This window comes from Janthinobacterium leeuwenhoeki (assembly GCF_051380795.1).
Classification (GTDB): Bacteria; Pseudomonadota; Gammaproteobacteria; order Burkholderiales; family Burkholderiaceae_D; genus Janthinobacterium.
Map to the genome: position 1 here is coordinate 59,731 of NZ_JBNYXT010000006.1, position 21,205 is coordinate 80,935.

A 21,205-nucleotide genomic window follows, 5' to 3' on the forward strand; every position below is an offset into this window, starting at 1 on the left:
GCATAGTTTGATGACAAACTACGAATTGGATTTAATCATGACAGCATAATACGATGACTCCATCAACTCAACTGTGGGAGTCACACATGCATGGATGGATCACCCTATTTGCCCCGCTGGCCATGCTGGCCGGCGCCGTCGTCCCCTTCCAGGCGGGTGCGAATGCCGCGCTGGGCCGCAACCTGGGCCACCCGCTGTGGGCCACCATCGCCTCGCTGGCCGTCAGCGCCGTGCTCGCTTCGCTCGTGATGCTGGCCTGGCGGGTGCCTGCGCCCGATTTCCACCTCGCCGTGCGCGGGCCTGGCTGGTCCTGGCTGGGCGGCGCGGCCGGCGTGTTTTACATTACGGCCGCGCTGATGCTGGCGCCGCGCATGGGTTCCGGCCCCTTCATGGCGGCCGTCATCGGCGGGCAAATGCTGGCTGCGCTGGCCATCGACCGCTACGGCTTGCTGGGCTTTGCCGTCAAGCATATTTCTCCGCTGCACTGGGCAGGCGCGGGCCTGGTGGTGGCGGGCGTGATCCTGACGCAAGTCGCCAACAGCCGCGCCGTGTGACCACACTTTAAGACGAAAAAAAACCAGCGCCGTCGCCGGTGCTGGTTTTGATTTTGAACAATTCCCCGCTTATTTGTCGAGCAAGGCGTTGACGGGCATCAAGTCCGTTTCCTTCAGGGTGCCGGCCGCCGCCTTCAGGCGCAAGCCGTTCATGATGGTGTCGTAACGGGCTTTCGACAGGTCTTTTTGCGTCGAGAACAATTGTTTCTGCGCATTCAAAACGTCGATATTGATGCGCACGCCCACTTGATAACCAAGCTGGTTCGACTCCAGCGCGGACTTGCTCGACACTTCCGCCGCTTCCAGCGCCTTGACCTGGGCCAGGCCGCTGTTGACGCCGAGGAAAGCCTGGCGCGCGCCTTGCGATGCCGTGCGGCGTGCCGTTTCCAGGTCGTTGCGGGCCTTGTTTTCCAGCGCGATCGATTCTCGCACCTTGCTGGTGACGGCAAAACCGCTGAAGATCGGAATGCTCCACTGCACGCCGATGGCGTTATTGTTGTTGCCGTTGCCATTGCCGCCACCGGATGTGTAGCTATGGCCAGTGTTGGCGATCAGGTCCAGGGTCGGGTAGTGGCCGGCGCGGTTGCGGCCGATGTCACGCTTGGCCGATTCCACATTGAACTGCGCCGTGACGACGCCATAGTTCTGTTCTTCGGCGGACGCCACCCACGGCTCGACGGCAGCCGGTTCGGGCGCGCTGATGACCACGCCCGTGCGCATCGGCGCCAGATTCCTTGGCGCCTCGCCGATGATGGTTTGCAAGGCGCTGCGCTTGTTGGCCAGGTCATTGATGGCGGCAAATTCCTGCGCCACCACCAGGTCGTAGGCCGCTTGCGCTTCGTGCGTGTCGGTGATCGTTTGCGTGCCGACTTCGAAATTGCGCTTGGCCGATGCCAGCTGCTCCGTCGTGGCGACCTTTTGCGCCTGCGTGGCGCCCAGGTTGTCCTGCGCGCTCAACACATCGAAATACGCCTGCGCCACGCGGGTGATCAGGTCTTGCTGGACTTGTGCAAATTGCGCTTCAGCAATCGCTTGCGCCAGCTTGCTTTGCTGATACGTTTCCCAGCGGTCCCAGCGGAACAGCGGCTGCGCCAGGGTCAGGTTGTAGCTGTTCGCGCGCACGTTCACGGATGGCGAGGTGATCTTGTTGCCGCCATTGTTCTGGACGATTTGCTCCTGATTGCCACGCGTATTGCTGCCCGAAGCCGATATCTGCGGCAGCAAGCCCGCCAGTCCCTGCGGAACCCGCTCCATCCCGGCCGACAGGGCTGCGCGCGCGCTGGCATACTGCGCGTCATTGGCCAGCGCCTGCTGGTACACCTGGATGAGATCGGCCGCCTGCGCTTGCAGCGAGCATGTCATCGAGACAAAGGCGCTGGTCATCAGCACGGCGATAAGGGGTTTCCGCATTGCATTTCTCCGTTGGAGTCGTCAAAAGTTGATGGAATCAAAAATCTGCTACCGCTTGCCTAGCGCCCGCCGGATGAGCGGGGTACAGGCCTCCGCAGGCATGCATGAAAACATGCCTGGGTGCAACTACTGCAAAATAACTTAGTATTTAGGCATTGCGCTGTCGACTTGCAGCGCCCAGGCATGCACGCCGCCCGTCAAATTACTGATCTTCGCAAAACCATTGCGCTCCAGGAAGGCCGCCACTTGCATGCTGCGCATGCCGTGATGGCAGATGCAGACGATCTCGGCATCTTCATCGAGGTCATCGATGCGCGCAGGAATCGAGTTCATCTGCATCAAGGTGGCGCCATCGAGGTGGCACAGGTCGAACTCCCACTGTTCCCGCACATCGAGCAACAACGGACGCGGGCGGGAAGGGTCAGCCAGCCAGGCGGCCAGCTGCGGTGCACTCAAATGCTCCATCGAATTGCTCGCCTCAGAACTGGAAATGCGACGGTGCCACGGCTTGCAGCGGCGTGACATTGGTTTCAAACAGCTTGCGCGTGTCATAAGCCTTGTCCGAGCTGCGCGTGATCAGGTGCGCCGACATGATAGGCGCTTCGCCGATGATGGCCAGGATGCGGCCGCCGACTTTCACTTGTTGCAACAATGCTTCCGGCAACACGGCCAGGGCGCCGGAAACGACGATCACATCGTACGGTGCGCCCTTGCTCCAGCCCTGGGCGCCGTCGCCCAGTTCCACGGTCACATTCGTCACGCCGTTGGCGACCAGGGTCTGCTCGGCCAGGGTTTTCAATTGGGGAACGATTTCCACGCTCGTCACATGACGCGCCTTGTGCGCCAGCAAAGCCGCCATATAGCCGCTACCGGTGCCGATCTCCAGCACATTTTCATGCTTTTTGACGGCTACGTCTTGCAAAATGCGCGCTTCCAGCTTCGGCGTCAACATGCATTCGCCGCCGCCCAGTGGAATTTCGGTATCGACGAAGGCCAGGTTTTTATAGGCGGCCGGCACGAAATCTTCACGCTTGACCACGTTCAACAGCTCCAATACGTCGATATCCAGTACGTCCCATGGACGGATCTGCTGTTCGATCATATTGAAGCGGGCTTGTTCGATATTCATCTTTGGACTCGGTAAGTGAAGTAATAATCCGCCATTTTATCGTTGAACTGGCTGAAAGCACATGTTAACCATAAAGGCGGGGAATGGAGGAAATTTGCGACGATCTGCAGATTTGGGGGGGCGAACCTTGGAAAAGGGGCAACTGAACGGTAGAGGCAAGCTCTGCATATCAACTTTTTCCGGGCGCCTCCACCTGCAGGCTACGCAAGCTCATGTCGATAAACGCATCCATGTAGGCGAGCGGATCGATGTTCTTGACCTCGCATGGCAGGAAGGAATGCGTCCACATCATCAACATGGTGACGGGGGCGCTGAGGATGGTGCTGACCAGCACGGGATCGACCTGGCGGAATTCGCCGCGCTGCATGCCCCGTTCCAGCAAGGTGGCGATCAGCGCATTGCCGCGCGTAACCACCTCTTCGTTGTAAAACTGCGCCAGTTCCGGGAAATTGTTCGCTTCGGCCAGCATCAGCTTGGTCAATCCGGCCAATTTGGTAGCGCCGAACTCTTCCCACCATTGCATCATCATGCTGCGCAACAGCTCGGCACTGCTGCTGTCCGAGGCGGCCATGCTGTCTTCCGCCTCGCCGATCGAATGCACGATATTGTCGCGCACCACGGCCTTGAACAGCTCCTGCTTGTTCTCAAAGTACAGGTACAGGGTGCCTTTCGACACGCCAGCCCGCTTGGCCACATCCTCCAGACGCGTCGATGCGAAGCCCCGTTCGACAAACAGGTCGAGGGCGGCGGCGAGCAATTCCTGCGGGCGGGCATCCTTGCGCCGCTCCCAGCGGGGCTTGGTATCAATCGGGGCTTGCATGTATCTTTCCAAGTAACTTACTTTTGAGTCATTAATGGTAGACCGGTCTACCGTCAAGGTCAAGCACTTGCCACTGGCACGACGCGGGGCGCCGCCCGGCACGCCGAACACGGGTATTGTACGCTCCGTGCCGGCGTTGGCGACACCTCCTCGGGTGCCGGACCTGTCACGCCGGGTGAACCAGAATGCGTTTCAGCCCTCCGTTTTGCACAGTTCATCGCATTTGCGTTCAGTAAAGATAGGCGCTTTGCTATCTTGTCATCGACAGCATGAAGCGCATCGATATCAGGATCGACGTGCGTGTCGGCCCGGCAGCATCGCTGCTCATCGAAGCGGACAGCAATCTGCAAGCGCGTATCCATAGCGAAGTGAGCGGCAATACCCTGCGCATCTGGAGCGATACAAAGATTCGTAGCAGCAATGGCGTCCACCTCATCTATACAACGCCGCAATTGAAGAAGATCAACATCTCCGGCTCTGGTCGCCTCGTGGCCAGTGGTTTCAAAGGCGACGATTTCAGCCTGGAGCAGCGCGGTTCAATGAAGAGCGAACTGTCGGGCACGGTGGCACGCTTCGACGTGGCCAACAGTGGCTCGGGCAGCATCAGCGCCAGCGGTTCCGGCCGCGTCACCGTGCATGGCGATCCGGCCCGCCGCACCCTGTCGGGCAAGCGCGTCCGCATCGTGCGCTAGACGCGCTGCGGACGACGCACAAGGGCCGGCTTGCTATACTGTCGTCCCCTATCCCTTTTCACTCATCGCCATGCCATCCCCCGCCGTTTCCCTGGCATGCCGCCCATCCTGCGGCGCCTGCTGCACCGCACCGTCCATCACCAGCCCGATTCCTGGCATGCCGGATGGCAAACCTGCGGGCGTGCGCTGCGTGCAACTGGCCGACGACAACCGCTGCAAGATCTTTGGCCAGCCGGAGCGGCCCGCCTTTTGCGGCGGCTTGCAGCCATCGGCAGACATGTGCGGCGACAGCCGCGAGCATGCGGTGCACTGGCTGGCCGAACTGGAGCGGCTGACGGCGCCCTGAACGGCGGGGCGGCAGCTGACAGATAAGGGTTGACCACATTTGCACGTTTGCGTATATTCATGCACATTCCTGCACGTTTTAATATACCCCCATGTCCGCCACCCTGCTCCTCAAACAACGCCATGCACTGATCCAGCAACAATTGCACGCCGATGGCCGCGTGCTGGCGCTGGATCTGGCGCGCCAGCTCGATGTTTCCGAAGATACGATACGGCGCGACTTGCGCGAGATGGCAGCGGCCGGCCTGTGCCAGCGCGTGTATGGCGGCGCCCTGCCGCTGGCGCCCGACGGCGGCAGCTTGACGCAGCGCAAGCAGGAAGCGCCCGAGCGCAAGGCGCGCCTGGCGCAGGCTGCCGTATCCCTCGTGCGCGCGGGCCAGGTGCTGTTTCTCGATGCGGGCTCGACCAACCTCGCCATTGCCAGCGCCTTGCCCGAGTTGGCGCTCACTGTCATCACCAACGCGCCAGCCATTGCCATGGCGCTCATGGAACGCCCGGAAATCGAGCTGATCATGGCTGGCGGCAGGGTCGACCGCCGGGCGGGCGCCAGCCTGGGTCCGCAAGCGCTGCGCACGGTCGAGCGCATGCATCCCGACCTGTGCTTCATCGGTGCCTGCGGCGCCGATGCGGACGCGGGCGTGACGGCGTTCAACTACGACGAGGCGGAATTCAAGCGCAGCATCGCCGGCGCCAGCAAGGCGGTGGTAGTGGCCGTCACCAGCGACAAGCTGGGCACGGCCGCGCCCTTTGGCGTGCTGGCCACGGGCTTGTTGCAGCACCTGGTGCTGGAAGCGGACGCCGACTCTGCCCACGTGGCCGCCTTTCAACGGCTGGGCGTGCAAGTGCTGCGCGCCCGCGCCTGATTTTATCCACCCCGACCTTTGAAAAGTTCTCCCATGCATCTCACCGGCACCCTGCAACAACGCGCCACGCGCCTGGTCTTTTTCGCTGCCGGCCTCGGCATGGCCGCCTGGGCGCCGCTGGTTCCCTACGCCAAGTCGCGCCTGGGCCTCGATGAGGCGACACTCGGCATTTTGCTGCTGTGCCTGGGCGCCGGCTCGCTGTGCGCGATGCCGTTTACGGGCATGCTGTCAAGCCGCTTCGGCTGCCGCAAAGTCATCGTTGGCGCCGGCCTGCTCTTGACCGCCATCCTGCCCGGCCTGGCGCTGGCCGCCACGCCGCTGCAGCTGGGCCTGGTGCTGCTGGTGTTCGGCGCGGCCATGGGCACGTTTGATGTGGCCATCAATATCCAGGCCGTGATCATCGAAAAGGCCAATGGCGGCGCCATGATGTCGGGCTTCCATGCCCTGTTCAGCGTGGGCGGCTTCGCCGGCGCGGCCTGCATGGCCCTGCTGCTGTGGCTGGGCCTGACACCGGCCTGGTCCTGCGTGGTGGTGATGCTGCTGCTGTGCGGCGTGCTGGGCGCGGCGCAAGGCCATCTGCTGCCGACGGCATCCGCCTCCGGCGAAAAGACGCCGCTGTTCGTCATGCCGCATGGCGCCGTGATTTTCATCGGCTTGCTGTGCTTTATCGTCTTCCTGGCCGAGGGCGCCATCCTCGACTGGAGCGCCCTGTTCCTCACCACCACGCGCGGCGTGGAAGAAGCCAAGGGCGGCCTCGGCTACGCCGCCTTCGCCATCGCCATGACGCTGGGGCGCTTCACGGGTGACAAAGTGGTCAGCCGCTTTGGCGGCAAGCGGGTGCTTACTTTTGGCGGCCTGTGCGCAGCGGCAGGCTTCTTCCTGGCCGTACTGGCGCCGCACGCCAGCCTGGCAATGCTTGGCTTCGTGCTGATCGGCCTGGGCGCAGCGAATATCGTGCCCATTCTGTTTACGGCAGCCGGCCAGCAACACGCCATGCCGGCCAGCCTGGCAGTGGCTGCCATCACCACCATCGGCTATGCAGGCATCCTGGCCGGCCCGGCCGTGATCGGCTTCATCGCCCACGCCACCAGCCTGAATATCGCCTTCGCCATGCTGGGCGCCGCCCTGCTGCTGGTGGCGGCCAGCGCGCGCCTGGTGGCGCCGGCAAAACAGGCTGCCTGAACCCGCCCCTTGCCTGGCTGGCAGCGGCAAAAAACCGCTGTCCTCCAGCGCCCAAATCGGCTCGCCGGGCTTCCGGCATGGTAAGCTTCGACCCCGCGCGCATTGCTGGCGCCACGCGGTCACCCCCATCCTGTCAATTACACCCTTGTATACATCTATGGATCTCATTCTTGCGTTAAAAGCCATCATCATGGGGCTGGTCGAAGGTTTTACCGAATTCTTGCCGATTTCTTCCACGGGACATCTGATCCTGGCCGGCAGCCTGCTCGACTTTACACAGGATGTCTCGAAAGAAGTCATGGGGGTATTTGAAATCGCCATCCAGGCCGGCGCCATCCTGGCCGTGTGCTGGGAATACCGCCAGCGCATCGGCAGCGTGCTGTCCACCTTCAGCACCGAGGTCAAATCACGCAAGTTCGTGCTGAACGTCGCCATCGCCTTCCTGCCCCTGGCCATCATCGGACTGGCGATCGGCAAGATGATCAAGCATGCGCTGTTCAAGCCCGTGCCCGTGGCCATGGCCTTCATCATCGGCGGCATCGTGATTTTGCTGGTGGAGCGCCGCGCGCGCACCAATCCCGTCACCGTGCGCGTCAACTCGGTAGATGAAATGACGCCGTTCGACGCCTTGAAAGTGGGCTGCGCGCAGGCGTTCGCGCTGATCCCCGGCACCAGCCGTTCCGGCTCAACCATCATCGGCGGCATGCTGCTGGGCCTGTCGCGCAAGACAGCCACCGAATTCTCGTTTTTCCTGGCCATCCCCACCCTGCTGGCGGCCACCTTCTACTCGCTGTACAAAGCGCGCGACATCCTGTCGGCCACCGACGTGCCCCTGTTCGGCCTGGGCACCGTGGCCGCCTTCATCTCCGCCTTCCTGTGCGTGCGCTGGCTGCTGCGCTACATCAGTTCGCACGACTTCACGTTTTTTGCCTGGTACCGCATTGTGTTTGGCTTGCTGGTCCTGGCCAGCGCCCACTACGGCTGGGTTGTTTGGGCAGAATAAGGCACTATGAATCAAGATCTTAACCAGCGCGCGCTGCACCTGCTGCAAACCGTTTTCGGCTACCCGGCCTTCCGCGGCCAGCAAGCCGACATCGTCGACCACGTCAGCCACGGCGGCGACGCGCTGGTACTGATGCCCACCGGTGGCGGCAAGTCGCTGTGCTACCAGATTCCCGCCCTGCTGCGCGACGGCGTCGGCGTCGTCGTCTCGCCGCTGATCGCCCTGATGCAGGACCAGGTGGACGCGCTGGAGGAAGTCGGCGTGCGTGCCGCCTTCCTCAATTCCACGCAAACCTACGAAGAAGCGAGCCGCATCGAGCGCCTGGTGCGCACGGGCGGCATCGACGTCGTCTACGTGGCGCCGGAGCGCCTGATGACGCAGCGCTGCCTGGACCTGTTCCAGGCCTCGAAGATCTCCCTGTTCGCCATCGACGAGGCGCATTGCGTAGCCCAGTGGGGCCATGACTTCCGTCCCGAATACATCAAGCTGTCGGTGCTGCACGAGCAATTCCCGGACGTGCCGCGCATTGCGCTCACGGCCACCGCCGACCCGCAGACGCGCGCCGAAATCGCCTTGCGTTTGCAGCTGGAAGACGCGCGCCAGTTCGTCTCGTCCTTCGACCGTCCGAACATCCGCTACCAGATCGTGGAAAAAGCGAATGGCCGCAAGCAGCTGCTCGATTTCATCAACACGGAACACACGGGCGACTGCGGCATCGTCTACTGCCTGTCGCGCAAAAAGGTCGAAGAGACGGCCGAATTTCTGAACCAGAGCGGCATCCGCGCCCTGCCGTACCACGCTGGCATGGAGTACGCCAAGCGCAGCGCCAACCAGGCGCGCTTCCTGCGCGAAGAAAACATCGTCATGGTCGCTACCATCGCCTTCGGCATGGGCATCGACAAGCCCGACGTGCGCTTCGTGGCGCATCTGGATCTGCCGAAAAGCATCGAGGGCTATTACCAGGAAACGGGGCGCGCGGGCCGCGACGGCATGGCCGCCAACGCCTGGATGGCGTACGGCTTGCAGGACGTGGTGCTGCAGCGGCGCATGATCGATGAATCGGAAGCGGACGACACCTTCAAGCGCGTGCTGGGCGTGAAGCTCGACGCCATGCTGGGCCTGTGCGAAACGCTCAGCTGCCGCCGCATGCGCCTGCTCGAATACTTCGGCGAACCGGCTTCGCCGTGCGGCAATTGCGACACCTGCCTGGTGCCGCCCGTGTCCTTCGACGGCACGGTGCCCGTGCAAAAACTGCTGTCGGCCATCTACCGCGTCGACCAGCGCTTCGCCGGCGGCCACGTGATCGACGTGCTGCGCGGCGTGGAATCGGAACGCATCAAGACCTGGCACCACGACTCGCTGTCCGTCTTCGGCATCGGCTCGGACCTGGGCGAAGCGGAGTGGAAAGCTATCCTGCGCCAGGCCATCGCGCTGGGCCTCGTCTCGGTCGATCATGAACAATACAGCTCGCTGAAACTGACGGACGCCTCGCGCCCCGTGCTCAAGGGCGGCCAGAAAGTGCAGCTGCGCCAGTACCAGAAACCGGTGAAAACCAGCAAGCGCAGCACCAGCGTGGCGAAAGGCTATGTCGAAACGGACCTGTCCGCCAGCGAACAGGCGATCTTCGACAAGCTGCGCTGGTGGCGCGTGGAGACGGCGCGCACGCACAATGTGCCCGCCTACGTCATTTTCGTCGACGCCACCCTGCGCGAAATCGCCAAGGCCAAGCCCACCTCGCTGGAACAGATGCGCGGCGTGAGCGGCGTGGGCGAGAAAAAACTGGCCTCGTACGGCGACGAAATCGTCGCCATGATTTTGGAGATGATTTAATGGAAGCACTCTCGTCCGACCGGATCTATCAGGCCGTGAAAATTCTGGGCGCGCAGCCCGACGCCGACGACGCGGTGGAAGCGCAAGTACGTGCCCTGGTGCAGGACGACCTCACCGTGCGCCGCCTGGCCGACGTGGTGCCGGAAGCCTTCGGCCTGGTGCTGGCGTCGCACCTGCCCGGCGCCGAAAACATGACCTTGCCCGACACCTTCTGCGCGCAGGACGAGGACGGCGAGTGGGTGGAGTTCCCCTTGCGCCGCGAGCCGATCTTTATCGTCGCCGCAGACATCGCCCAGCATACCTACCACAACGGCCCGCGCGCGCTGATGCAAAACCTGGCCGAGCGCAGCTCTTTGCTGTCGGCCATCAACAAGGGCTTGAACGCGGGCGGCTCGCTCGATGGCACGACCCTGGGACCGCCCTCCTTCTTTGGCCTGCCCGCCGCCCTGTACCAGCCGGTGGCATCGACCGGCAAGGCCTGATCACCCCACCTTGCCTTTGCCCTTGATAAGAGAACGCTGCCGCGATGGAAACCAAATGGCTGGAAGACTTCATTTCACTCGCTGAAACGCATAACTTCAGCCGTTCCGCGGCCCTGCGCCACGTCACCCAGCCGGCCTTTTCGCGGCGCATCCAGTCGCTGGAAAACTGGCTCGGCATCGACCTCGTCGACCGCACGTCCTACCCCACGCGCTTGACGCCGGCCGGCGCCGTATTCTACGAGCAGGCGCTGGAAATGCTGGGGCAAATCAACGGCGTGCGCGCCCTGTTGCGCGGCAAGCGCGCGGCCACGCAAACGAGTGTCGATTTTGCCGTGCCGCATACCTTGTCGCTGACCTTCATGCCGAAATGGCTGACGGCGCTGGAAGAAGGTTTTGCGCCCATCAACAGCCGTCTGATGGCGCTGAACGTACACGACGCCGTGCTGCAGCTGGTCGACGGCGGCTGCGACCTGCTGCTGTGCTATCACCATCCGCGCCAGCCGGTGCAGCTGGACCCGGGCCGCTACGACATGTTGGTGATGGGCCGCGAAACCCTGCGCGCGTATGCGCGCTGCGGCCAGGACAAGGTGCCGGATTTCGTCCTGCCCGGCAGTGCAAAGGAGCCGCTGCCCTTCCTCTCCTACACCAACAATGCCTATCTGGGACGCATGGTGGAATTGCTGGTGGCAGACGCCAAGGCGCCCCTGTTCCTGGAGACCTGCTATGAAACGGACATGGCCGAAGGCTTGAAAATGATGGCGCTGGAAGGACGCGGCATCGCCTTCCTGCCCGAATCGGCCGTCATGCGCGACGTCAAATACAAGCACCTGGCGCGCGCCGACGGCGGCGCGCCAGGATGGGAAATCGAACTGGAAATCCGTTTGTACCGCGAACGCCCGTCTGGCCTGCGTCCCGGCAAGCAGATCGTCGAAAGCCTGTGGCAATACCTGGTGCAGGCGCAGGACGGCAAGGCGCGCGCAGGCAAGCGCCGCAAACGCGCCACCGAGACAGTCCAGTCCTGACTGACTATCCTGACAATACAACTATGCAAGAAATGCATAACCGGATGCCGACAAAGCATTGGCCGGGGCATGAGGCTATCGCCTACGATGCGGTTCCGCTGCGCGCAGCTGCATCTCGGCTGTGCCTCTAACGTATTCGTATTGTCAGGAGCTTTCAAGCATGACCAGCAAGCACGCACTTCCTTCCTACCTCAATCCTGAAGACCTGGGCCCATGGGGCGTCTACCTCGAGCAGATCGACCGCGTTACGCCGTACCTGGGCAACCTGTCGCGCTGGGTGGAAACGCTGAAGCGTCCAAAGCGTATCCTGACGGTCGACGTGCCTATCGAGCGCGATGACGGCACCATTGCCCACTACGAAGGCTACCGCGTGCAGCACAATCTGTCGCGCGGCCCGGGCAAGGGCGGCGTGCGCTTCCATCAGGACGTGACCCTGTCGGAAGTGATGGCCTTGTCGGCCTGGATGACGGTCAAGAATGCAGCGGTTAACGTGCCATACGGCGGCGCCAAGGGCGGCATCCGTGTCGATCCGAAGACCCTGTCGCGCAACGAACTGCAACGCCTGACCCGCCGCTACACGAGCGAGATCAGCATGATCATCGGACCGAACAAGGATATCCCGGCGCCGGACGTCAACACGAATGAGCAAGTCATGGCGTGGATGATGGACAGCTACGCCATGATCGGCGGCAATATGTCGACTGGCGTGGTGACGGGCAAACCAATTTCGCTGGGCGGCAGCCTGGGTCGCCGCGATGCGACGGGCCGCGGCGTCTTCGTCGTCGGTTGCGATGCGGCCGCCAAGGTCGGCATGTCGCTCGAAGGCGCGAAAGTCATCGTGCAAGGTTTCGGCAACGTGGGCGGCGTCGCTGCACGCATGTTCGCTGAAGCCGGCTCGAAGGTCGTCGCAGTACAAGACCACAAGACCACCGTGGTGCATGCCGGCGGCTTGAACATCCCGCAATTGCTGGCACACGTAGCCGAAGTGGGCAGCGTCGAAGGCTTCCCGGGCGCCGAGGCATTCGTGCCACGCGAAGATTTCTGGGGCATCGATTGCGACATCCTGATCCCGGCCGCACTGGAACAGCAGATCACCGCTGAACGCGCACAAGTTATCCGCGCCAAGATCATCCTGGAAGGCGCCAATGGCCCGACCCTGCCGGCAGCGGACGACATCCTGACCGACCGCGGCGTGCTGATCGTGCCGGACGTGCTGGCCAACGCCGGCGGCGTGACCGTCAGCTACTTCGAGTGGGCACAGAACTTCTCGAGCTTCTTCTGGACGGAAGAAGAAATCAACAGCCGCCTGACCCGCATCATGCGCGAAGCGTTCGACGCGGTATGGCAAGTGTCGCAAGAGAAGAAAGTGTCGATGCGTACCGCCACCTTCATTCTGGCGTGCACGCGCGTGCTGCAAGCTCGCGAAGTGCGCGGCTTGTATCCATAATGGCTGCCTGAGAAAAAGTCCAGGGCGTTGTTGCCTGCCCCTCGCCGTACTGGCGTACTGTCTTCGGGGCGGCGCCTAGCCCTGGACATTTTTCAGGCGCCATTGGTGCCATTGGTTTGCTGGCGCTCTAAAAAAAATCCCGCCACACTTGCGTGTGAGCGGGATTTTTTTGTATCTGGTGGACCTATTTTACGCCGCGTAGCCTTGCGGATTCTGGTGCTGCCAGCGCCAGTGGTCGGTGCACATGTCATCGATGTTTTTCTGCGCTTGCCAGCCCAGCAATTGCTTCGCCTTGTCGGCCGAGGCGTAGCAGCTGGCGATGTCGCCGGGGCGGCGCGGCACGATATCGTACGGCACGGCGCGGCCACTGGCCACTTCGAAGGCACGCACGGTGTCGAGCACGCTGTAGCCGTGGCCCGTGCCCAGGTTGACGGTAAAGCCGCCATCGGTGGAAAACAGGCGGTTCAATGCGGCCACATGGCCCAGCGCCAGGTCGACCACGTGGATGTAGTCGCGCACGCCGGTGCCGTCCGGCGTAGCGTAATCATTGCCGAAGACGGCCAGGCGCTCGCGGCGGCCCACGGCCACCTGGGCAATGAAGGGCATCAGGTTGTTCGGGATGCCGGCCGGATCTTCACCGATCAAACCGCTGGCATGCGCGCCCACCGGGTTGAAATAGCGCAACACTCCTACTTGCCATTGTGCATCAGCGTGCACGAGATCAGCCAGGATCTGCTCGACCATCAGCTTGGAACGGCCGTATGGATTGGTCACGGACAGGCGCGACGTTTCCAGGATCGGCAAGGCTTCCGGATCGCCATACACGGTGGCCGACGAGCTGAAGACAAAACGCTTCACGTTCGCCGCCGCCAGCACTTCCAGCAGGGCCACGGTGCCCGTCACATTGTTGTCCATATACATCAGCGGCTGCGCCACGGATTCGCCCACGGCCTTCAAGCCGGCGAAATGGATCACGGCATCGATGGCGTGCTCGCGCAGGATGGCGGCCATGGCCGTGCGGTCGCGCACGTCCGCTACATAGAAGGGCACGCTTTTTCCGGAGATGCGCTCGACGCGCGCCATCGCTTCGCGCGCGCTATTGCAAAGATTATCCACCGCGACGACCTCAAAGCCGGCAGCCAGCAATTCGACGCAGGTATGCGAACCGATGAAACCGGATGCGCCGGTCACGAGTATTTTCTTGGACATAATATCAACCAATGCAAAAAAGATAAGACTACCGTAAATCCCGCGCCTTGCCTAGCCAGCGCACGCTGGCGCGTATGAAAAAAGCCTGCGGCGTCACCGCAGCAGGCTTGTTCTCGCGCAAACGGCACAGGTAGGCAAACCGCCAGGTTATTTCTTGATGAACACCAGATCCCACACGCCATGGCCCAGCTTCAAGCCACGGTTTTCAAACTTGGTCAGCGGACGATACGCCGGTTGCGGTGCATAAGCTTCGGCGCTATTGTGCAACTGCGGCTCGGCACCCAGCACTTCCAGCATTTGCACCGCATAATCTTCCCAATCGGTGGCGCAATGCAAATAACCGCCCGGCGCCAGGCGATCGGTCAATTGCTTGACGAACGGCGACTGGATCAAGCGGCGCTTGTTGTGGCGCGCCTTGTGCCATGGATCGGGGAAGAAAACGTGGATGCCGGCCAGCGAATTGGCAGGAATCATGTGCGTCAGCACTTCCACCGCATCGTGCTGCAGCAAGCGCAGATTCGTCAGCGATTCTTCGCCGATCAGCTTCAACAGGCTGCCGACACCGGGCGTATGCACTTCGACGCCGATGAAATCCTTCTCCGGCATGGCTTTGGCGATATGCGCCGTCGTCGCCCCCATGCCAAAACCGATTTCCAGGATCACGGGCGCCTTGCGGCCGAACACCTGCTCGAAGTCCATCGGTTCCTTGGCGAAAGGCACAAGGAACTGCGGCCCCAGAGTCTCGAGCGCGCGCGCCTGCGCCACGGAAAGCCGTCCTGCGCGGGTCACGAAACTGCGGATGCGGTGTTCGGTCGGATCGTACATCATCGGCCGCGCCGGGCCGTTTGCTGGGGTATCAGAAGACATGGGAATGGAGAAATAAGTGGCCGCGCCGCATCAAGCCAGGCGCCAGCGAAAAATGGAGCGGGTGAAGGGAATCGAACCCTCGTCGCTCGGGAAGCTCGACAAGAAATTCAACAGCCATGCGGGCTTGCGGCCCGTTCTCAATCCGCAAAAGTGGCATTATAGCAGTGGCGCAAGTTAGCATCCATGCGGGGATTTCCCTAAGAAAGCCTGCTTACGCAGGGCCAAGCAAGGACGCGGAGATGAAGCCCTCGTTCGATAGCGCGTTGATGGCCCCGCGAAGCAGGTAGTTGTTCGTAAAGCACATCGTGTACTGGCGTGCGCCAGGCTTAATGGGTTGCAGCATCTTACCTTCCACCAGGCGCTTGATCTGGTAGGTGCGCTGAGCTGGATTTAGCCCCGGCATCACCTTGGCCAGATCACCAGATTTTGCGGTGCCCAGCTTTACCACCTCAAGCAAAATCGCTTGTTCCTCATGCGTGATCAATTGCCGCTGGACCGAGTAAGCAAGCGCGGGGATCAGGATTTTTTCCTTCAAGAAAGTGTAGTCGGTCAGCCGGTCCACTTTTTGCAGTTCATCCAGGATGCCTTGCAAAACGTAGGTGCACCAGCGATCCAGGCTTTCATCCGTCCCCTTGTCCGCGCATGAAAGCATCGCATAGTAGCGCTCACGGTCATTGCAAAAAACAGCGGTCGGGTTTAACACCCGTCCGCCTGTCTTGACATTGAAACCATACTTGATCAAAAGGGCATAGGTCATCAAACGCACAACGCGCCCATTCCCGTTACTAAACGGGTGAACCCAACCAAAACGATGATGTGCCAACGCAACCTTGATCAAGGCATACTTGGGAGTATCATCTCGATTGATGAACCCCATCAGCTCTTCCATGTAACCAGGTACAAGGACAGGATCTGGCGGAAGGTGGTCTGACTTCGCAATGCGGACCGCTCCCGTTCGATATGCGCCAGGCGTGCGGTCGCCCTCTCTCTCCAGGTCATGCACTGCCAGCGCGTGCAGCTCCCGGATGAAGTGTTCCGAGACCGCAGAATTCGGCGTCACCACATCCTCGATATATTGCATCGCCTTTTCGATGTTGGAGATCTCGCGCACCTGGTCGCTATCGTTCGTGCCCCCTTCCACCGAAGTCTCGACGTAGTCTGCAAGAGTCGTATGGTTGCCCTCGATTCGCGCAGACCCGAGGCTTTCCAGCATGTGGAAAATATGCTTGAGCTGGAAGAAGGTTGACGCGGGCGTTGTGCCCCCAAGTTGCAATCGCCGCAAGTGTTCCAGTTCCGTTAGAACATCGACAAGCGGCGAGTCGAACGAGGGATTTAAAAGCTTCAGGTCAAAGTGGTGGAAGTCTGGCATATCGATCCTGCTTTTCTTAAATGGCGCCAAGGATTAAGTTGAATTTTCAAGATAATACACCTAAAAATCATACACTTACGCGTCATCGCTGAATATCACATATGTAATAACCCAAACTCACAAGTCAAGACATCTAAAATTTTGGGGAGATTTGTAGCTTTTAATGCAAGTTTCTCATGTGCGAACAGATGGAGAAATTGCCGATACGACAACTGAAATGAGGTAAATTTATTGCTCAATAAGCAAGTAATCTATCGCCATGAAAAGCTCGCTTGAACGTCTTTTGTGGAGCAATTTTTGCTTTGTGGGGCGGCGAAAACAGTTTTACGCCGTTTCTCATTGGAGCGGGTGAAGGGAATCGAACCCTCGTCGTAAGCTTGGGAAGCTTCTGCTCTACCATTGAGCTACACCCGCGAAGCCTGCATTTTACGCGGGATGGCAAGGACTTGGCAAACTTGTGCGGCGCCTTCGAATTCATCGGGAATTCTCGCGGAAAATAATAATAAAATAATATATCCACATCGGCACATCAGCGTTTTTGTTGATAGAGAACAACATCGCGGCCAGCCTGGCACGGTGAATCGCCTGGTATGCGACTAAAATAAAAGAAATTATTGTCGTCACGAACGGTGTGGCGCAGACTAGCTGGAGAAATGTTGCTACAATCGCGTGACAGTTTAGCATTCCCGCTGTTCAACCTAAAAGGATATCCCATGAAGAAAATTCTGATCGCTTCGGCAATCCTGTGCTTTGCTTCCGCACAAGCCATGGCTCAAACGACGGCACCAGTTGGTGGCGCACCTGTTCCAGCAGCAGCAGCACCCGCTGCTGGTGCTGGTGCTGCCGCCGCCGGTACTGTTGCCGGCCTGAGCACGAGCGCCCTGATCGCCATCGGCGCAGCAGTTGCCGTTGTGGCCGGTGCAGCAAGCTCGGACTCGACCACCACGCACACCACCCCAAGCCACGCCAAGTAATCTGTTGATGCCTTTGGCGGAGACAGACAAGGCCAAGCCAGCGGGCTGACGTCAAGCCGCATAACGCTGGCCTGGTCCGACAAGAAGTTGGCCTCATCATACGAAGCGCCAATTTCTCGATAAAAGCCCCTTTTCATTTTCTTGAAAACGGGCTTTTTATTTTTCTTCAGTGACGCGCGCGCTTTTTACGCCAGTCTTGTATATGCCTGATGCCTCGTTCTCTACATGTGCAAGCGATACGCATATCTTTTCAGAAAAAGCACCGGATCGTCAGGAACATGAAATTCCCCGGCTAATCATATAAAGTTAATGAAAAACCAGCCGTTCCATAAACGCATGGGATTTGCCCTGCAAGGCTTAAGCGCCGCCTTCCGCATGGAATCGAGCTTTCGCTTGCAATGCCTTGCCGCCCTGATGGTCGTGATCGTGCTCGCCTGGTGCAAGCCTGCAATGATCTGGTGGGCGCTGCTGCTACTCAACTGTGGCTTGGTGCTGGCCGCTGAACTGTTCAATACGGCACTTGAACACTTGATTGACCACTTACATCCTGGCTTGCATCCCAGCATCAAGATCGCCAAGGATTGCGCCGCAGGGGCTGTGCTCATTCTCAGTATCAGTGCCGCCTGCATTTTTGTTGCTTTTTTGCTGGAAACGTTTTCCAGTTGAGTAGCTATAGCTGCCAAGCAAATTACAATGCATGGGTCGCCAAGGCACCTCGCTGTCCACGTCAACATGCGAAGCGGTGAGAAGAAATACATAGATTCCTATAATTCATTAAAATAATGCCTTTTTGAAATATTTTATCTTTACCAATATTGATTCTCAGCACGCCTTGTGGCTTGCATGACAATTGCGTAAAACAATAATCGCTTATTTTCGAGCGGCTAACGACTCAGCATCCCTTTAGCGAAGCTGTTTTAATTTTGAATTGATGCGTAGATGAACATTCCCCTTGTACCAGTGATTCTTTGCGGTGGTTCCGGCACACGTTTGTGGCCCCTGTCGCGCGAAGGCTACCCTAAACAGTTTTTGCGTTTGTCCGGCGAAACCAGCATGTTGCAGCAGACGCTGCAACGGCTGGCTGGTATTGAGGCTTTGGCACCGGCTTTGCTGGTGTGTAATGAATCGTCGCGTTTCATTGTCGCGGAACAGTTGCGTGAGATAGGTCTGAACAATGCCCGCATGGTGCTCGAACCGATGCGCCGCAATACGGCGCCGGCGATTGCCACAGCGGCCCTGCAAGCCATGGAAAACGGCGACGACCCCATCCTGCTCGTATTGCCTTCCGACCATGTCATCCTGGATACCCCAGCGTTCCACAGCGCCATCAAGCTGGCGCGCGATGCTGCAGAACAAGGCAACTTGCTCACCTTCGGCATTACCCCGACCGGACCGGAGACAGGCTACGGCTATATCCGCGCCGAGGGCGACGCAGCTGGCCAGGTCCAGCGTATTGTCGAATTCGTCGAGAAGCCGGCCCTGGCGCTGGCTGAACAATATATTGCCAGCGGCGATTATTTCTGGAACAGCGGAATGTTTGTGTTCCGTGCCAGCCGTTACCTGGCAGAACTTGAACGCTTTCAGCCGGCCGTCGTCGCGGCGTGCCGGGAAGCGCTGTCCAAGGCGAAAAGTGACCTCGATTTCATCCGCCTGGACCACGATGCCTACGCTGCCAGCCCCGATATCGCCGTCGACTATGCCGTCATGGAGCGCACCAGCCATGCGGCCACCATCGCGCTCGACGCCGGCTGGAACGACATCGGCTCATGGGCCGCCGTCTTCGACGTGGCAAAAAAAGATGCCAACAACAATAGCGCCCACGGCGATGTACTGATGCAAGATTGCAATGATTGCCTGGTGCATGGCAATAGCCGCCTGGTGACCGCCATCGGCATGCGCAATACCGTCATCGTGGAAACGGCCGACGCCGTATTGGTCATGGATGCGGATCAGGCGCAACATACCAAGACCCTGGTGGCGCAGTTGATCACCAAGGACCGTGCTGAAGCGACCATGCACCGCGAAGTGTTCCGACCGTGGGGATCGTACGATTCCATCGGCAACGGCGAACGCTTCCAGGTCAAGCGCATCACCGTCAAACCGGGCGCCAAGCTATCATTGCAGATGCATCACCACCGCGCCGAGCACTGGATCGTGGTATCCGGCACGGCCAAGATCACCAATGGTGACAAGGAATATCTGCTGACGGAGAATCAATCCACTTATATTCCCCTGGGCGTGGTGCATTCGCTGGCCAACCCTGGCAAGGTCCCCCTGGAATTGATTGAAATTCAATCGGGTAGCTACCTTGGGGAAGACGATATCGTCCGCTTTGAAGACCGCTACGGCCGAGTTTGACCGAACAAATACGTCATCACCATGCATGCGGCACAGCAAGAATTCACACTGAAGTTTATAAGGTTAAGCAAGTCATCATGAAACCAATCGAAGGCATATTTCTACAAGAACTAAAGTGGTATTGCAGCAGCCAAGCGGAAAAATACTTTCTGACTTTTGCCGATGCGCTTGCCATGTTCGCCGCATTCTGGCTTGCTGGAGTATGGACACTTGATGCAAGCGAGTTGAATGGCTGGGGCATCGATACCTCACGCATGTCCAGCTTCTGTCTGCTCTCGTTGGTCACGCTGGGCCTCTTCAAGTTGAAGGGCCACCATGCCAAGCGCCGCCCCTATGCCAACGAAATCAAGGAAATCCTGAAAATCGCCATGGTCATGGGCCTGATCGATGCGGCCCTGCTCTTCCTGGGCAAGCGCGATTCCTCGCGCGAGGCGCTGCTGGCCACTTGGCTGCTGCTACCGTGCGCGGTATTACTACTGCGCGGCGTCGTCAAATACCTGCTGATGAAAATTGGCGGCTGGATACGCCCCATGGTCATCATCGGCTGGGGCGAAAATGCCTTGCAAACCGCACGTGCCTTCGATGAGGAAGCGTTGATGGGCTATCGCCTGATCGCCTTCCTGATACCCGAAGGGCAGGAGCGCTTCGAACATCACTACCTCAACCGCAACAAGCAAACCGTTCCCTGCATTTCGCTCGGTGACGATCCGGAAAAAACACTCAAGCTGCTGGGCGATCCGCATGCGGTCGTCGCACTGGAGCAAGGTGGTATTGATGCCTATCAAGGCATGATTCAACAAGTCAGCCGCCGCGTCTTCAACATGCAAGTGGTACCTGCCGTACGCGGCCTGCCCCTGTATGGCATGGAAGTCAACCATTTCTTTGCACATGAAGTGCTGCTGCTGACCATGCGCAACAACCTGGCGCGGCCAGGCTTGCAACTGATTAAGCGCTGCTTTGATCTGATAGTCTCGATCGGCGTAATGATCGTCGGCGCTCCCATCTTGCTGTGGATCGCCGCCAAGGTCATGGCCTCTGGCCGTCCCATCTTCTATGGCCACAAGCGCGTGGGCCAGAATGGCAAGCATTTTCTCTGCTACAAGTTCCGCACCATGGCCGTGAATGCCGACGTTTTGCTCAAGGAGTTGCTGGAACGCGATCCTGAAGCCCGCGCCGAATGGGACCGTGACTTCAAGCTGAAAAACGACCCGCGCATCACCTCGATCGGCCACTTCCTGCGCCGGACCAGCCTGGATGAACTTCCGCAGCTATGGAACGTATTAAAAGGCGAAATGAGCCTGGTCGGGCCGCGTCCGGTTGTCGATGCGGAACTGGAGCGTTATGGCCCCCAAGTAGACTATTACCTGGAAGCGAAGCCCGGTGTCACGGGCCTATGGCAAGTCAGCGGCAGGAACGACGTCAGCTATGATACGCGCGTTTATCTCGATGCCTGGTACGTCAAGAATTGGTCTCTGTTCAACGACATTGTCATACTGCTCAAAACGGTGAAAGTCATCTTCAAGAAGGATGGCGCGTACTAGTTAGCGACTTCAGCCGATAAAGCAATTTCAGCTGTATCGCCCAAGAAAATATTATAATATTTACATTTTACAAATGCGTGTACCCCGACAGTTCGTCCCCAGGCGAAA

Annotated in this window: 21 protein-coding genes and 1 tRNA gene; 14 read left to right on the top strand and 8 right to left on the bottom strand. The window is 59.7% G+C overall.

Translation table 11 applies throughout. The features are described 5' to 3' along the window. Nucleotides 1-86: 86 nt before the first annotated feature. The gene (locus ACQ4WS_RS07445) at nt 87-554 is read left to right on the top strand and encodes a DMT family transporter (protein ID WP_436475015.1); all 468 of its coding nucleotides are present in this window, start codon (nt 87-89) and stop codon (nt 552-554) included. Between the two features lie 69 nt (nt 555-623). Here the strand turns inward: ACQ4WS_RS07445 and ACQ4WS_RS07450 are convergent, their stop codons facing one another. The 4 genes from ACQ4WS_RS07450 to ACQ4WS_RS07465 all read right to left on the bottom strand — a co-directional run bounded on the left by ACQ4WS_RS07450 (nt 624) and on the right by ACQ4WS_RS07465 (nt 3,913). Further along, nucleotides 624-1,964 (bottom strand): TolC family outer membrane protein, encoded by a 1,341-nt coding sequence (locus ACQ4WS_RS07450; RefSeq protein WP_436475017.1) that lies wholly within the window; start codon nt 1,962-1,964, stop codon nt 624-626. Between the two features lie 141 nt (nt 1,965-2,105). Continuing rightward, complete coding sequence (locus tag ACQ4WS_RS07455) at nt 2,106-2,429, bottom strand: rhodanese-like domain-containing protein (RefSeq protein ID WP_436475019.1); 324 nt, start codon at nt 2,427-2,429, stop codon at nt 2,106-2,108. A 13-nt stretch (nt 2,430-2,442) separates the two neighbouring features. Further along, nucleotides 2,443-3,093, bottom strand: a complete 651-nt coding sequence (locus tag ACQ4WS_RS07460) for a protein-L-isoaspartate O-methyltransferase family protein (protein ID WP_436475021.1) — start codon at nt 3,091-3,093, stop codon at nt 2,443-2,445. 169 nt (nt 3,094-3,262) lie between these two features. Further along, on the bottom strand, nt 3,263-3,913 hold the full coding sequence (locus ACQ4WS_RS07465; RefSeq protein ID WP_436475023.1) for a TetR/AcrR family transcriptional regulator: 651 nt from the start codon (nt 3,911-3,913) through the stop codon (nt 3,263-3,265). 269 nt (nt 3,914-4,182) lie between these two features. On the opposite strand from ACQ4WS_RS07465, the gene ACQ4WS_RS07470 reads away from it, so the two are divergent. The 9 genes from ACQ4WS_RS07470 (at nt 4,183) to ACQ4WS_RS07510 (ending at nt 12,779) form a co-directional block, all read left to right on the top strand. After that, nucleotides 4,183-4,605: a GIN domain-containing protein gene (locus ACQ4WS_RS07470; protein ID WP_436475025.1), complete on the top strand. Its 423-nt coding sequence runs from the start codon at nt 4,183-4,185 to the stop codon at nt 4,603-4,605. A 70-nt stretch (nt 4,606-4,675) separates the two neighbouring features. After that, nucleotides 4,676-4,951, top strand: a complete 276-nt coding sequence (locus ACQ4WS_RS07475; protein WP_436475027.1) for a YkgJ family cysteine cluster protein — start codon at nt 4,676-4,678, stop codon at nt 4,949-4,951. A 91-nt stretch (nt 4,952-5,042) separates the two neighbouring features. Then, nucleotides 5,043-5,813 carry a DeoR/GlpR family DNA-binding transcription regulator gene (locus ACQ4WS_RS07480; protein ID WP_436475029.1) on the top strand — a complete coding sequence of 257 codons (771 nt, stop codon included), beginning with the start codon at nt 5,043-5,045 and terminating at the stop codon, nt 5,811-5,813. Nucleotides 5,814-5,846: 33 nt separating this feature from the next. Beyond that, nucleotides 5,847-6,995 (top strand): MFS transporter, encoded by a 1,149-nt coding sequence (locus ACQ4WS_RS07485; protein ID WP_436475031.1) that lies wholly within the window; start codon nt 5,847-5,849, stop codon nt 6,993-6,995. A gap of 157 nt (nt 6,996-7,152) precedes the next feature. Continuing rightward, nucleotides 7,153-7,998 (top strand): undecaprenyl-diphosphate phosphatase, encoded by an 846-nt coding sequence (locus ACQ4WS_RS07490; RefSeq protein WP_436475032.1) that lies wholly within the window; start codon nt 7,153-7,155, stop codon nt 7,996-7,998. A gap of 6 nt (nt 7,999-8,004) precedes the next feature. Beyond that, nucleotides 8,005-9,828 carry a DNA helicase RecQ gene (gene recQ / locus ACQ4WS_RS07495; protein WP_436475034.1) on the top strand — a complete coding sequence of 608 codons (1,824 nt, stop codon included), beginning with the start codon at nt 8,005-8,007 and terminating at the stop codon, nt 9,826-9,828. Then, complete coding sequence (locus ACQ4WS_RS07500) at nt 9,828-10,310, top strand: hypothetical protein (RefSeq protein ID WP_436475036.1); 483 nt, start codon at nt 9,828-9,830, stop codon at nt 10,308-10,310. Before recQ ends, ACQ4WS_RS07500 begins: the two co-directional genes overlap by 1 nt. Nucleotides 10,311-10,354: 44 nt before the next feature. Beyond that, nucleotides 10,355-11,332, top strand: a complete 978-nt coding sequence (locus ACQ4WS_RS07505) for a LysR family transcriptional regulator (RefSeq protein WP_436475038.1) — start codon at nt 10,355-10,357, stop codon at nt 11,330-11,332. A 160-nt stretch (nt 11,333-11,492) separates the two neighbouring features. After that, nucleotides 11,493-12,779, top strand: coding sequence for a Glu/Leu/Phe/Val family dehydrogenase (locus ACQ4WS_RS07510; protein WP_034785857.1), 1,287 nt, complete (start codon nt 11,493-11,495; stop codon nt 12,777-12,779). Between the two features lie 189 nt (nt 12,780-12,968). Here ACQ4WS_RS07510 and galE read toward each other — a convergent pair whose 3' ends face one another. The 4 genes from galE to ACQ4WS_RS07530 all read right to left on the bottom strand — a co-directional run bounded on the left by galE (nt 12,969) and on the right by ACQ4WS_RS07530 (nt 16,638). Then, nucleotides 12,969-13,988: a UDP-glucose 4-epimerase GalE gene (galE, locus tag ACQ4WS_RS07515; protein WP_436475040.1), complete on the bottom strand. Its 1,020-nt coding sequence runs from the start codon at nt 13,986-13,988 to the stop codon at nt 12,969-12,971. A gap of 147 nt (nt 13,989-14,135) precedes the next feature. Continuing rightward, nucleotides 14,136-14,816 (bottom strand): tRNA (guanosine(46)-N7)-methyltransferase TrmB, encoded by a 681-nt coding sequence (trmB, locus tag ACQ4WS_RS07520; protein WP_436475255.1) that lies wholly within the window; start codon nt 14,814-14,816, stop codon nt 14,136-14,138. 250 nt (nt 14,817-15,066) lie between these two features. Further along, complete coding sequence (locus tag ACQ4WS_RS07525) at nt 15,067-16,224, bottom strand: Fic family protein (protein ID WP_436475042.1); 1,158 nt, start codon at nt 16,222-16,224, stop codon at nt 15,067-15,069. Between the two features lie 340 nt (nt 16,225-16,564). After that, a tRNA-Gly gene (locus ACQ4WS_RS07530) sits at nt 16,565-16,638 on the bottom strand. Between the two features lie 299 nt (nt 16,639-16,937). On the opposite strand from ACQ4WS_RS07530, the gene ACQ4WS_RS07535 reads away from it, so the two are divergent. From ACQ4WS_RS07535 to wbaP, 4 genes are all read left to right on the top strand, one after another. Continuing rightward, complete coding sequence (locus ACQ4WS_RS07535; RefSeq protein WP_436475044.1) at nt 16,938-17,198, top strand: hypothetical protein; 261 nt, start codon at nt 16,938-16,940, stop codon at nt 17,196-17,198. 309 nt (nt 17,199-17,507) lie between these two features. Continuing rightward, complete coding sequence (locus ACQ4WS_RS07540; RefSeq protein ID WP_436475046.1) at nt 17,508-17,864, top strand: diacylglycerol kinase; 357 nt, start codon at nt 17,508-17,510, stop codon at nt 17,862-17,864. 273 nt (nt 17,865-18,137) lie between these two features. After that, nucleotides 18,138-19,556: a mannose-1-phosphate guanylyltransferase/mannose-6-phosphate isomerase gene (locus tag ACQ4WS_RS07545; RefSeq protein ID WP_436475048.1), complete on the top strand. Its 1,419-nt coding sequence runs from the start codon at nt 18,138-18,140 to the stop codon at nt 19,554-19,556. A 77-nt stretch (nt 19,557-19,633) separates the two neighbouring features. After that, nucleotides 19,634-21,097, top strand: a complete 1,464-nt coding sequence (wbaP, locus tag ACQ4WS_RS07550) for an undecaprenyl-phosphate galactose phosphotransferase WbaP (RefSeq protein WP_436475256.1) — start codon at nt 19,634-19,636, stop codon at nt 21,095-21,097. Nucleotides 21,098-21,205: the final 108 nt, after the last annotated feature.